Source organism: Aquaspirillum sp. (assembly GCF_055136605.1).
In genome coordinates this window covers 35,370-48,573 of sequence record NZ_JBSQVP010000002.1, presented here as the reverse complement: position 1 = coordinate 48,573, position 13,204 = coordinate 35,370, and the positions used below count along the sequence as shown (strand labels likewise).

The 13,204-nt window shown below is 49.5% G+C and carries 9 protein-coding genes and 6 tRNA genes; 10 read left to right on the top strand and 5 right to left on the bottom strand.

The features are described 5' to 3' along the window. Nucleotides 1-34: 34 nt before the first annotated feature. On the top strand, nucleotides 35-982 hold the full coding sequence (locus tag ACTBZS_RS00765; RefSeq protein ID WP_463043005.1) for a complex I NDUFA9 subunit family protein: 948 nt from the start codon (nucleotides 35-37) through the stop codon (nucleotides 980-982). A gap of 28 nt (nucleotides 983-1,010) precedes the next feature. Next, nucleotides 1,011-2,234 carry a multifunctional CCA addition/repair protein gene (locus ACTBZS_RS00760; protein ID WP_463043004.1) on the top strand — a complete coding sequence of 408 codons (1,224 nt, stop codon included), beginning with the start codon at nucleotides 1,011-1,013 and terminating at the stop codon, nucleotides 2,232-2,234. Nucleotides 2,235-2,259: 25 nt separating this feature from the next. On the opposite strand, the gene ACTBZS_RS00755 is transcribed toward ACTBZS_RS00760, so the two are convergent. Continuing rightward, nucleotides 2,260-3,399 carry a Fic family protein gene (locus ACTBZS_RS00755; protein WP_463043003.1) on the bottom strand — a complete coding sequence of 380 codons (1,140 nt, stop codon included), beginning with the start codon at nucleotides 3,397-3,399 and terminating at the stop codon, nucleotides 2,260-2,262. Between the two features lie 209 nt (nucleotides 3,400-3,608). Between ACTBZS_RS00755 and ACTBZS_RS00750 the strand changes: the two genes are divergently transcribed. After that, nucleotides 3,609-3,685: transfer RNA gene (locus tag ACTBZS_RS00750), tRNA-Pro, on the top strand. Between the two features lie 81 nt (nucleotides 3,686-3,766). On the opposite strand, the gene ACTBZS_RS00745 is transcribed toward ACTBZS_RS00750, so the two are convergent. Both ACTBZS_RS00745 and ACTBZS_RS00740 read right to left on the bottom strand, forming a co-directional pair. Further along, the gene (locus ACTBZS_RS00745; protein ID WP_463043002.1) at nucleotides 3,767-5,620 is read right to left on the bottom strand and encodes a methyl-accepting chemotaxis protein; all 1,854 of its coding nucleotides are present in this window, start codon (nucleotides 5,618-5,620) and stop codon (nucleotides 3,767-3,769) included. Between the two features lie 297 nt (nucleotides 5,621-5,917). Continuing rightward, nucleotides 5,918-6,694: an alpha/beta fold hydrolase gene (locus ACTBZS_RS00740; protein ID WP_460429525.1), complete on the bottom strand. Its 777-nt coding sequence runs from the start codon at nucleotides 6,692-6,694 to the stop codon at nucleotides 5,918-5,920. A 274-nt stretch (nucleotides 6,695-6,968) separates the two neighbouring features. Here ACTBZS_RS00740 and ACTBZS_RS00735 point away from each other — a divergent pair. From ACTBZS_RS00735 to ACTBZS_RS00710, 6 genes are all read left to right on the top strand, one after another. Next, a tRNA-Val gene (locus ACTBZS_RS00735) sits at nucleotides 6,969-7,044 on the top strand. 4 nt (nucleotides 7,045-7,048) lie between these two features. Next, nucleotides 7,049-7,125, top strand: a tRNA-Asp gene (locus tag ACTBZS_RS00730). 7 nt (nucleotides 7,126-7,132) lie between these two features. Continuing rightward, nucleotides 7,133-7,209 (top strand) — tRNA-Asp (locus tag ACTBZS_RS00725). 26 nt (nucleotides 7,210-7,235) lie between these two features. Beyond that, nucleotides 7,236-7,312: transfer RNA gene (locus tag ACTBZS_RS00720), tRNA-Val, on the top strand. Nucleotides 7,313-7,323: 11 nt separating this feature from the next. Further along, nucleotides 7,324-7,400: transfer RNA gene (locus tag ACTBZS_RS00715), tRNA-Asp, on the top strand. Between the two features lie 68 nt (nucleotides 7,401-7,468). After that, nucleotides 7,469-8,653, top strand: a complete 1,185-nt coding sequence (locus ACTBZS_RS00710) for an alpha/beta hydrolase (protein ID WP_463043001.1) — start codon at nucleotides 7,469-7,471, stop codon at nucleotides 8,651-8,653. Here ACTBZS_RS00710 and serA read toward each other — a convergent pair whose 3' ends face one another. After that, the gene (gene serA / locus ACTBZS_RS00705; RefSeq protein ID WP_463043000.1) at nucleotides 8,654-9,880 is read right to left on the bottom strand and encodes a phosphoglycerate dehydrogenase; all 1,227 of its coding nucleotides are present in this window, start codon (nucleotides 9,878-9,880) and stop codon (nucleotides 8,654-8,656) included. Nucleotides 9,881-9,973: 93 nt separating this feature from the next. Between serA and ACTBZS_RS00700 the strand changes: the two genes are divergently transcribed. Beyond that, nucleotides 9,974-11,365 (top strand): FAD-binding oxidoreductase, encoded by a 1,392-nt coding sequence (locus tag ACTBZS_RS00700; RefSeq protein ID WP_463042999.1) that lies wholly within the window; start codon nucleotides 9,974-9,976, stop codon nucleotides 11,363-11,365. A gap of 41 nt (nucleotides 11,366-11,406) precedes the next feature. Here ACTBZS_RS00700 and ACTBZS_RS00695 read toward each other — a convergent pair whose 3' ends face one another. After that, entirely contained in the window at nucleotides 11,407-13,095 is a 1,689-nt protein-coding gene (locus ACTBZS_RS00695; protein WP_463042998.1) for an AMP-binding protein, read from the bottom strand. Nucleotides 13,096-13,204 lie beyond the last annotated feature (109 nt).

The window sequence follows — 13,204 nt, the reverse complement described above, 5'->3', positions numbered from 1 at the left end:
TTTCATGTCGAAAAACAGCAAAAAAGGAAATGGTATGCAATATAAAAAAATCGCTCTCATTGGGGGCAGCGGTTTTGTGGGCACACAAATCGCAGCACGTTTAGCCAGCGTAGAACGTGAATTGGTCATCCCCACCCGTCGTCGCGAGCGTCGCAAAGAAGCCTTAATTCTGTTGACCAACACCCAGATGATCGAAACCGACATCTTTAACGAACAAGAATTAGATCATCTGTTGGCAGGCTGTGATGCAGTGATTAACTTGGTTGGGATTTTGCACGGTAGCCGTGATGAATTTGAAAAAGCCCATGTTGAAGTGCCACGCCGTTTAATTGCCGCCTGTCAGCGCAATGGTATCCAACGTCTGTTGCACATGAGTGCCCTCGGTGCCGACCCGCATGGCCCGTCGAACTATCAAGACACTAAAGCAGCCGGTGAAGCGTTAATCCAACACTCGGGCCTAGATTGGACGATTTTCCGCCCCTCGGTAGTGTTTGGTGCTGATGACAACTTCCTGAATATGTTTGCATGTTTGCTCAACACCTTCCCCGTATTGCCATTGGCTGGCGCCAGCACGCGCTTCCAGCCAGTATGGGTGCAAGATGTGGCACGCGCTTTTGTCGAAGCCCTCGCCCGTCCAGCGACGATTGGCCAAACCTTGGAATTGGTTGGTCCAGATACCTACACCTTAAAAGAACTGGTGCAATATGTTGGTGAATTGATCGAACGGCCTCGGTTGGTTGTGGGAATTCCGACTGGCGTAGCAATGCTGCAAGCCATGGTCTTACAGATGGTGCCAGGTCAACCGTTGATGAGTTTTGATAATGTCCGTTCTTTAGAACGTGATAACGTCAGCGAAAGCGGCTTCCCAAGCGAGTTGTTAGGTTTTGCCCCTTCCAAATTAGAAGCGATTGCCCCTGTCTATCTTGGTCCCTTGAGCAGCCAAGCTCAGCTCGACGCCTACCGCGCCGGTGCACACCGTTAATTGATTGGGCAATGGCGAGGCATATTCGATGCAAGTGTATATGGTGGGCGGTGCAGTTCGCGATCAATTATTAGGTTTACCTATTCGTGATCGTGATTGGGTTGTGGTGGGTAGCCACGCAGCAGAAATGGTTGCCGCAGGCTATCAACCGGTCGGGCGCGATTTTCCGGTCTTTCTCCATCCACGAACGCATGAAGAATATGCCTTAGCTCGCACCGAGCGTAAAACGGCAGCGGGTTACCATGGCTTTCAATTTCATGCCAGTCCCGAAGTGACGCTAGAACAAGATCTGGCACGCCGCGATTTGACAATCAATGCGATGGCACAAGCGACAGACGGCAGTGTGATTGATCCCTATGGTGGACAAACCGATTTAGCTGCTGGGTGTTTGCGTCATGTCAGCCCTGCTTTTGCAGAAGATCCTGTCCGTATTTTGCGGGTAGCGCGCTTTGCCGCACGCTTTGGCTTTCATGTTGCCCCCGAAACCTTAGATTTAATGCAAAAGATGGTGCAAGCAGGTGAAGTCGATGCTTTGGTACCTGAACGTGTGTGGCAAGAAATCGCTCGTGGTTTACAAGAACCTAAACCTTCGGTGATGTTCGAAGTATTACGGCAATGCGGTGCTTTAGCGCGTATCTTGCCCGAAGTGGATCGCTTATTTGGTGTGCCACAACGCGCAGACTACCACCCTGAAATTGATACGGGGATTCACACCATGATGGTGATTGATGTCGCGGCACAGCAACAACGCTCGCTGGCAACACGATTTGCTGCACTGTGTCACGACCTCGGCAAAGGGCTCACCCCCCCCAGCCAGCTACCCCGCCACGAAGGACACGAGGCCCGAGGGATACGCCCCACCACTGAGTTGTGCCAACGATTGAATGTGCCAGCAGAATGCCGTGAATTAGCCTTATTGACCTGCGAATATCACACACACGTTCACCGAGCGAAGGAACTGCGGGCAGAGACAGTGTTAAAACTGTTCCGCAGTTGTGATGCCCTGCGCCGTCCTCAGCGTTTTCTTGAACTGTTACATGCGTGCGAGGCCGATAGTCAAGGCCGCCTTGGTTTCACTGAGCAAGCCTACCCACAAGCAGCCTATCTCACTCGCTTACTCGCAGCAGCCCGTAGTGTCGATGCTGGTGCAATTGCTCAACAATGCAGCAACCCAAAGCAAATCAGCCAACAAGTCGATGCTGCCCGCATCAACTATATCCAACAAACCAAACAACACCTGCTTGCCGTTTGAGGCGGACAACAACACCTCAAGGCCTCTAGTAGCGGGCGCTTTCAGCTTTAACAGGATTAAGCACATACCCCGTACTACGCCCACCTGCATCTGTTTTTTGTAACACACCCCGCGCAAGCAAATCGTTAATGTCACGCAACGCGGTATCCGGCGAACATCTAGCGATAGAGGCCCACTTGCTGCTCGTCAATTTACCTTCGAAGCCATCCAGTAGTTTGTTCAATACCTTGATTTGTCGCTGATTCATTGGTGTGGTCGCCCAGCATTGCCAGAACCGTGCTTTACTCAGCACCGTATTAAGTGTCTGCTGAGCCTGATCGACAGCATCATGAAGCGTATTCAAAAACCAAGCAAGCCACTCGGTTACATCCATCGACCGCTTCTGTGTCCGCTCCAAGATGTCATAATATGCCTTACGTTCACGTTGGATTTGTGCCGACAAACTATAAAAGCGTCGTGAGCTGCCATCAGCACGTGCCAATAGCAAGTCACCGATAGCACGTGCAATCCGTCCATTACCGTCTTCAAACGGATGCAGGGTGACAAACCACAGATGACCCAGTCCCGCTTTAATCAGCGGAGGTTCCTTTGAGGGACCATTGAGCCAGTCAAGAAATTGACAGAGTTCTGTGTCTAATCGCTCAGCCGGTGGTGCCTCGAAATGCACTCGCTGACGGCCGATAGAGCCCGATACAACCTGCATTGGACCATTGGCATCATCACGCCAACCACCGACTGTGATTTTGGAAAGACCAGAATAGCCAGTAGGAAACAATGCGGCATGCCATGAAAATAAACGTTCCTGTGACACCGATGCATGACAGTTGGCAGTTGCATCCAGTACCATTTCAACCACACCTTCAACATGCCGATCGACTGGGGCTAAAGCACCGATATCGACACCCAATCGGCGGGCGATACTTGAACGCACCGATTCAACATTGAGTCGCTCCCCTTCAATCTCGCTGGTTTTGACTACATCCTCGGTAAGGATGGCCAAACTTGCCTGATCGCATAGAGACATCCCTATATCAGCCAAACGCCCTATTAAAAGCCCTTGGGCACGACTCACATCCGCCATAAGGCCAGCCAGCGCAGCAAGATCGAAGCGCCAGTTAGGCCAATCACTGGCCTGCCAAATGTATTTGTAATCTCCGCTATCCATGCGGAGATTATCAGCTTCAATCTCCGCATAAGCAAGTCTTTCTCCGCAAATAGTACGGAGAAAAAGACCATCATTCACCGCATCTGTCTCTTCACAATGACGCACCTCACGACCTTATTGCCAACCACTTGATTTGATCAAAGACCGCAAGCCAATTCGCTCTCTTGGCAAACGGACGGTTAAGCATTATAATGCGCTTCTCTTTCGGTCGGAGTGTGGCGCAGCCTGGTAGCGCACCTGCATGGGGTGCAGGGGGTCGAAGGTTCGAATCCTTTCACTCCGACCATCGAATAGAAAAAGCCAGCGTACATCACGCTGGCTTTTGTTTTATCTATTTCTGGCAGTCGTCAAACGACTGCCCAAAAAATCATACCTGATGGTGCTCCAACATCTGATTAGCATCAAAGCCTAACCGCAACGCCCCCCAATGTTTGCCATTCAAGTAAATCGGCAATGCAATCTCCGACAAAATTTCACCCGTATCACGGATATACGTCTGCAGCAGGAACGGTTGGGTATTTTGCGCTGACTTTAACCCTGTTGGATCGTTAAAGATGCGTTTATCACGGCTATGAACCAGATCTGCCCGTGGGTCACCCGTCAGGGGATGTGAGTAAAAGCTATTATGCGTGGGCGCATAGCCTTTGTTGTCCACCAATAGGGCAAAACGCCCGCCTAACGTTTCATTCACTAACTGGTCATACACCGGCTGTAATAGCGACTCCACTTGTTGGTCATAACTGACATGGTACTTTTTCGGATTGGTGTTAGCGACTAAACGATAATTTTGATCAAACAAATTAAGCTGTTTTTTGCTACTGAATTCATGCAGTAGCTGTTGCAATTGATCGCGATAGCGCCGCGCACGGTTAATCGTGCGGTCAAACTCCCCTTCGCCGACTACAAAACGACTGACCAACTCTTGCACCTGCTCACTTGCAGCCGACAGGCTGCGCGATACGGCCTCGGATTTATGTAATTTTTGGCTAACGGTGTCGCTCAGTTGGTAGATCTTCGACACATTTTTATTCACCTGCTGATTGCTTTCCGCAAATTGCTCCATCGTCAGCGCAATGTGGCTTAGATTTTCAGCTGTGGCACCAAAATCACGTACCATACCTTCAAAATGCTGCGATGCCTTATCCACTGCTTGAGTAGCAATTTGTGTATCACTGGTGATCACCGCCGTTTCAGTCAATGTATTACTCACCAAGCCAAGCATGGCATCGATATTGCCAGAGATGTCTTCTGTCGCCACTTTCACCCGTTCGGCGAGCTTACGCACCTCATCAGCCACCACCGCAAACCCCCGTCCCGACTCACCAGCCCGTGCGGCTTCAATCGCTGCGTTTAAAGCTAATAAATTGGTTTGCTCAGAAATCGCTTTAATCAGGTCGATGATATTTTTGATACTGGCCGAACGCTCGTTTAACCCCTCAACCGTGGTATTAAAATGCCCTACTTTTTCGCTAATCAGCGTAATACGCGATGACACGTCCACCAATTCACGATGAGAAGTTCGTGCCAGTTCCAAATTCAGTAAGGTCGATTCCGAGATATGGTGAGTCTGGTCGGTGACTTGGTTAATGCCTTGTGTGGTTTCATCACTGGCCACCCGCACCTGCTCTGCTAACGAAGATTGCTCTTTGGCACTGGCTAATGATTCATCAACGTTCTTGAAAGAACGGGCCGACTCCATCGCAATCCGCACCGCCATCAGACGTACATTGCTGATAATTTGCCGCATCTTAGCTAAAAAGCGGTTGTACGATTCAGATAACTCACGAATTTCATCGTAAGTCATCACCGGAATATTACGCGACAGGTCACCCTCACCTTGGCCAATATCATTGAAGATGCTGATAATCAGTTTGAGTGGTCGCACAATAAGATAGCGCAGATACCACACCATAAAGCCAATAAATACTAAGGAACCGCCCCAAACCAACCATAGCTGCCATAAGAGAACACGAAATTTTTCGTGCACCTCAGCAGCCACACTCGCTTCCAGCTGTGCCTGAGCCAAAGTGCGATTGATATCTGCAAAGCCAACATAGACTAAAAATAGAAAAACCAACTGAAATAAACTAATAAAGAAAAAACTACATAATTTTCGGCTTAATGAATTCCAAAACGTTTTTTCTATTGTTTCGTAGAAACGCCAAAAATTGTCCATACTATCCCCCAATCCAACCAAGATGCCAGCCAAAAATGATTTCATTTGAAATTTTTTGTATATTTTTATATTGGCGGCATCGGCATAAAATATAAAAAAGAAACGGAATTCTAATGCAAGAACGGCGAGATGTTTACCAAAAATTTGGCAATTTCTATGCTGCAGCGCAAGAATTCCCTAGTAATCACACAGAATTGATATTAACAACAAGCCTATTGCATATCGTGCAAAGGGCAAGGTATTTTTTATTCGGCACGGGTAACATTAGAGATATTCCTAAGAAATAATAGATATTAAAAAATGACAAAAACTTCTATGTCACCACAACAAAACACCTTCAACTTAGCTTAGCCAATTTTTCAATACTTGCGCAGCAAGGTCAGGGTCTTCGAGAGGAAACAGATGACTGCCTTCCACTTGAGCAATGTCAAGACCAAACTTATGTTGTAGCCAAGGCAAGAAATACGGCTTCACCACATTCGATCCTTTAGCAGCAATAAAGAGGCCAGGTATCGTCAATCGGTTCCGCTCACGGTATAGCGCATGTGGCAAAGTACGATAAATTTGATATTCCACCTGTGGCCGAAAGAACAAGCGCCGGCCTTGTTGATGTTCCTCAGTGCCATAACAAGCATAATCGCGTAACACTTGTGGATGAAACTTCGCAAACACCGACTTACTGGCAAAAAATCGCTGCGCCTCGTCCACCGAGGGCCAATAATCACGCCGGTTTAAGGTGTAACGTCCGGGCGTTAATTTATCTATCCAGCCTAGTTTCTTCGCCAACCATAAACTGCGGCCACGCCACGGTGGCATCAACGGTGAATCTACAATCACCACTTTCGAAAACAAGTCAGGACGTTGTAAAGCCGCCATCAGTGTCAAATAGCCACCCAACGAGTGGCCGACACCAATCACCGGCTGCTGATAAGTCTGTTCAATAGTATGAATCGTCTCAGCCACCAGATGCGGCCATCCATCAGTAATTGGATAGTGTGGGTTGTGACCAATACGATCCAGAAATCCAATGTCGAATTCAGGCCTCAAAGCGGCAAATAAAGCGTGATAGCAACCGGCAGGAAAGCCATTGGCGTGTGAAAAGTGAATAGTTGGCTTCATCAGAGCTCCAAACGACCGTTTGAAAGTAGCAACATAACATGCAATATCAGTCAGGTGTAGCCATCTATCTTCATGCGCTTAGAGCCAACGGCTCAAGTAATAAAGAACAAGCCCAGCGATAAGCAAAATTTTTTAAAAGTTTTTTTCTTGAAAAATCAAAAAATTAGGCTATGGACGTACATTTCCCAGCGGTTTTCTGCTAAAAAATGCTTGCGCTCAAAACCCATCCATGATTAAATGCAGTTCTTCGCTGCAGCGACAAGCAAACAGCGACGGGTGGTTAGCTCAGTTGGTAGAGCGTCTCCCTTACAAGGAGAGGGTCAGCGGTTCGAATCCGTTACCACCCACCACTGCGGAGTGGTAGTTCAGTTGGTTAGAATACCGGCCTGTCACGCCGGGGGTCGCGGGTTCGAGCCCCGTCCACTCCGCCAACGCTTTGGAGCGGTAGTTCAGTTGGTTAGAATACCGGCCTGTCACGCCGGGGGTCGCGGGTTCGAGTCCCGTCCGCTCCGCCAAAGCACCTTTGTATTGTCTATCGTTTGGGCGGTTAGTCTCAGTTGGTAGAGCGCTGCCTTCACACGGCAGAGGTCACTGGTTCGAGTCCAGTACCGCCCACCAGAATTCAAAACGGAGTGGTAGTTCAGTTGGTCAGAATACCGGCCTGTCACGCCGGGGGTCGCGGGTTCGAGCCCCGTCCACTCCGCCAATCTTGTTTTATCCATCATCAAGCAAAGATTTTAAGGCACAATAGTGCTTTTTTTGCGTTGATGAACCATGCGTTTTCTCCCTTCCGTTATTTGCTTATCAGCCTTATTGAGCCTGAGTGCTTGCCATAGCCTCGAAACAGTCCCCACCAGCCAAGCCACCCCCTTTAAGCAATATCGCCACATCACACAGCAACATATCGCGCAACAACGCCAATTTGATGGTCGTTTTGGTCAACGGTTTGAAATCGAGGCCAATAGCCCACAAGAATGGCGGCCTGCTACAACAAACCAACCAAGCCGAGGTATTTTATTGGTTCACGGTTTAGGTGACTCGCCTTTTTCGTTCCATGATATCGGTCAGCAATTAGCCGCACAGGGCTTTTTAGTGCGTACTGTTTTATTACCGGGACACGGTACCAAGGTCGAGGATCTGTTAACGGTACGGTTTGCTGATTGGCAACAGGTCGTCAAACAACAGACTGAGCAGCTACAACGCGAAGTCGAACAGGTTTATCTTGGTGGCTTTTCAACAGGGGCGAATTTGGTGGTGCTCGAAGCACTGCAACGGCATCACACGGCCGGTTTATTGTTGTTATCACCCGCGTTTAAATCCAGCAATGCCTATGATTGGCTCACCCCTTGGGTGGCGCCCTTCAAACCGTGGTTACGCGAGCCAAGTCCAGACCGACCACAACGCAATCCTGTGCGCTATTTCAACACCCCAACCAATGGTTTTGCGCAGTATTACCACAGCAGCCGAGCGGTACGACGTGCACTGGCGGCACAAGCTTATCGCCAGCCAGTGGTGATGGTGGTGGCAGAACATGATTCCGTGGTAGATGTCGAATTCTTAGCCAAACACTTTCAACAGTATTTTCCACATTCGTGCAGTCGCTTACTGTGGTATGGCAGACCCGAGACCGCAAACAAGTGGCAGTCCCCCCAGCTCTATTTCCAACCAGACCGCTTACCAGAACAACGTATCAGTCAGTTTTCCCACATGAGCGTTATGTTTTCACCACAGAATTGGGTGTATGGGCGACAGGGCAAAGTCCGGCTTTGTCACAATGGCCAAGCGCCATCACAACAACAGCAATGTGAGCAAGGTGCAGAGGTATGGTATTCCGACTGGGGGTATCGTGAGGCAGATAAAGCACACGCCCGCCTCACGTTTAATCCCTATTTTGATTGGCAAATGCAACATGTGGCGCAGGTTTTCAATAACACCACTTGCTCAATACCAGAAAAATAATCAGTACAACACTCGACTGCGTAAGGTGCCGTCTAACGCGGCAAGGGTGGCCAAAGCGGCGTCCGGAGCCTCGCTGTCAGTATCAATCACCACATAACCGATATTGTCGCGGGTCTGTAGATATTGAGCGGCAATATTGACACCCGTGGTTGACAGCGCTTCGTTAATCCGCGCCAGCATCCCGGGGCGATTTTCATGGATATGTAGCAGGCGTTTCTTGCCACCATGCGCCGGCAAAGACACCTCGGGGAAGTTCACCGCCGTGACAGTGGATCCATTATTGGAGTATTTGAGCAGTTTTGCTGCCACTTCTGCCCCAATGTTGGCCTGTGCTTCGAGCGTCGAACCACCAATATGTGGGGTCAGGATCACATTGCTGAGGCCACGCAACGGCGAGACAAACTCATCATCATTACCCTTCGGCTCGACCGGGAAGACATCAATCGCCGCCCCTCCCAAATGACCTTGTTGTAAGGCTTCTGCCAATGCAGGAATATCGACCACCGTACCACGCGAAGCATTGATGAGGTGAGCACCTGCTTTCATTTTGGCCAACTCTGTGGCGGCAATCATGTTTTGAGTTTCTGGTGTCTCTGGCACATGCAAGGTCACCACATCGCTCTCAGCCAATACCTCATCCAAACTCGCCTGACGCGCATTGCCCAACGGCAGTTTGGTTTCGATATCGGCAAAAACCACCTTCATCCCCACCCCTTCGGCCAGAATGCCGATTTGGGTTCCGATATGGCCATAACCAATAATACCTAAGGTTTTTCCACGTACTTCGTAAGAACCCTCGGCCGATTTTGTCCAACCACCGCTATGGCACAAAGCGTTTTTATGTGGAATGCCACGCATCAACATAATGATTTCGGCTAACACCAGCTCTGCCACCGAACGGGTATTCGAGAAAGGGGCATTAAAAACGGGGATGCCGCGTCGTTGTGCCGCAGCAAGATCCACCTGATTGGTGCCAATGCAAAAACACCCTACCGCCACCAATTTTTTTGCCTCGGCAAACACCGCTTCGGTGAGGTGGGTACGCGAACGAATACCGACAAAATGGGCATCGCGAATGGCCTCTAACAGCTGTGCCTCGCCTAATGATTTTTTGTGGTACTCGATATTGGTGTAGCCATCAGCAGCAAAGGCATCCAAGGCGGTTTGGTGTACACCTTCCAACAACAAGATTTTAATTTTGTCTTTGTCCAACGAGTAACGCGGCATGGTGTTTTCTCCAGGTCAATATCCGAGTAATATTCTCAACTATTATCCTCATAGAATCTCAGTTCTGCAATAAGACCGTAAGGAAAATCCGATATGACAACTTCGCATTCGCTTGCTGAACGTTTGGCCACCGCCATTCCTGCAGCGCGCATCGCTACCGATGATGATAGCCTACAGCGTTATGGCCGTGATTGGACACGTTACACCGAACCCCATGCCAGTGCGGTTGTTTTTCCAACCAGCACCGAGGAAGTTGCCGCTTTAGTGAAACTGGCAGCAACAGAAAACATTGCCCTCGTTCCCTCTGGTGGCAGAACCGGTTTGTCTGGTGGGGCATGTGCCACCCAAGGCGAGGTCGTGGTGTCGTTTGATCGCATGAACCGCATGCGTGATTTCAACCCGATTGACCGCACAGTCACAGTCGAAGCCGGCATGATTACCGAAGCTTTACAAAACTTCGCGACGGAGCAGGGTTTATATTTTCCAGTTGATTTTGCCTCGCGTGGGTCGAGTCAAGTCGGCGGCAACGTGGCCACCAATGCTGGAGGGATTAAGGTATTGCGTTGGGGCATGTTCCGTGATTGGGTTGCCGGGATTGAATGTGTCACCGGCAACGGTGAAGTGTTACAGCTCAATCAAGGTTTGGTCAAAAACAATACCGGCTACGACCTACGCCATGTATTTGTCGGCTCGGAAGGCACCTTAGGGCTCATCACCGCCGTTACCTTACGTCTCACCCAACCACCGGCCCCTCTAGCTGTGATGGTGCTGGCAATCCCCGAATTAAGCGACATCATGACGGTCTTTGCCGCTGTCCGTGCAGCCTTGCCCTTAACCGCGTTTGAGTTTTTCTCTGAAGCAGCAATGGGCCATGTCCTTGCCCGTGGCCATGTCCGGCGTCCGTTCGAGGGTAGCGCACCTTACTATGTGATTTTTGAGTATGAACATGCTCATGATGAGGACGAAGCCGCATTAGCTGTGTTTGAACAACTGCTTGAACAGGGCGTAGTGGTTGATGGTGTGTTAGCCCAATCCGATAGCCAAGCCCGTGATTTATGGCGCTTACGCGAAGACATCAGCGAATCCATCACCCCTCGTACTCCGTATAAAAATGATATTGCAGTGAAAGTGTCGCAAGTACCGGCTTTTGTCGCCGAGCTGGATGCCTTGTTAGCCGAACAATATCCTGATTTTGAAGTGGTGTGGTTTGGTCATATTGGCGATGGGAATTTACACATCAACATCCTGCGCCCAGAAGCATGGGAGATCGACCGTTTCCGTGTGGCATGTGAGCGCGTCAATGAACTGGTCTTCGCCCTGCTGGCACGTTTTAACGGCAGTATGTCAGCCGAACATGGGGTAGGTCTGCTTAAGCGCGACTATCTTCACATCAGCCGTAGTAAGGCGGAAATTGCCCTGATGCGTGGGATTAAAGCGGTATTTGACCCGCATGGAATTTTCAATCCGGGGAAAGTGCTAGCCTAAAACAATGAGGCCATACGATGCGATGGCCTCATTGACTTAATTTAAGCTGTGGTGGCTTCTTGCAAGCCAAGTTTTTCTTTCATCTGATCGCGCATGACGAATTTCTGAATCTTGCCAGTAATCGTCATCGGGAATGCTTGCACAAACTCGATATAGCGCGGGATTTTGTAGTGAGCAATTTGACCGCGACAAAATTCACGGATGTCTTCTTCTGTAGCAGTTTGCCCCTCTTTTAACTTAATCCAAGCGCACAACTCCTCGCCATATTTCTGATCCGGCACACCAATCACTTGCACATCTTGGATTTTGGGATGGCGATATAAAAATTCTTCAATCTCACGTGGATAAAGATTTTCGCCACCACGAATCACCATATCTTTCACCCGACCAACAATATTGCAGTATCCCTCATCGTCTAATACCGCTAAATCCCCAGTGTGCATCCAACCAGCGGCATCAATCGCTTCCGCTGTTTTGGTTTCATCACCCCAATAACCCAACATCACCGAATACCCTCGGGTGAGCAATTCGCCGGTGCTACCGCGAGGCACAATCCGTCCAGCGTTATCGACAATTTTCACCTCAACATGCGGATGCACCTGCCCGACAGTGGTAACCCGTTTTTCTAGGCTGGTGTGGGTTAGGCTTTGGAAGCTGACGGGGCTGGTTTCGGTCATACCATAGGCAATGGTCACTTCTGCCATATTCATTTCCGCCACCACCCGTTTCATCACTTCAATCGGGCATGGGCTACCGGCCATAATCCCCGTGCGAAGGGTAGAAAGTTGGTATTCCTCAAATTCAGGATGGTCGAGCACCGCAATAAACATGGTCGGCACACCGTGCAAGGCGGTGCATTGCTCTGCTTCAACCGTTTCTAAAACCGCTTGGGCATCAAAGGCTTCAGATGGGAATACCATCGCTGCACCGTGGGTAATACACGCTAAATTGCCCAATACCATGCCAAAGCAGTGATACAACGGCACAGGAATACATAAGCGATCTTGTTCGGTTAAACGCATCGCTTCACCGACAAAAAAGCCGTTATTTAAAATATTGTGGTGCGATAACGTGGCGCCTTTCGGCTGGCCAGTGGTGCCGGACGTAAACTGGATATTGATTGGATCATCAAATTGCAGCAGTGCTGCTTGTTCGCGCAGTGCCGCCCGTTCTTCGGCAGTGGGCTCAGCCAAGAGGCTGACAAAATTCAACAAACCACGGCTTTGGCCTTCGCCAAGGCGAATCACGATTTCCAAATTGGGCAAACGCTGTGCTTTGAGCTGACCCGGGGTAGCGTTTTTCCATTCCGGCGCTAAGTCGTACAACATCTCTAAATAATCGCTGCTCTTAAACTGTGGCGACACAATCAAAGCCCGACAACCCACCTTATTCAGCGCGTATTCCACTTCGGAACGGCGATACGCTGGGTTGATATTCACCATCACCAGCCCCGCATAGGCGGTGGCAAATTGTGTTAACACCCACTCAACATTGTTTTGTGACCAAATCCCTATCCGATCACCGGCTTGCAAGCCCAACCGTCGTAAACCACATGCCATACGTTCAACTTGCTCGAATAAATCGGCATACGTCCAACGAATGTTCTGATGCCGCACAATCAAGGCCGGACGATCAGCAAATTGTTGGCAGATTTTTGGGAAATAGGTTGCTAACGATTCACCAATTAAAGATTGATCGCTTGCACCGTGGACATAGCTAGGTAAAGGCATGGTGTCTCCTGTATTGTGATGCCTCAGCAAAAAAAGCCATTGAATGCTAGCGCATTTCGCTTACCATTACGTTAACGTAAACTTACCCCATTAAACAAGAGCCCGCCCA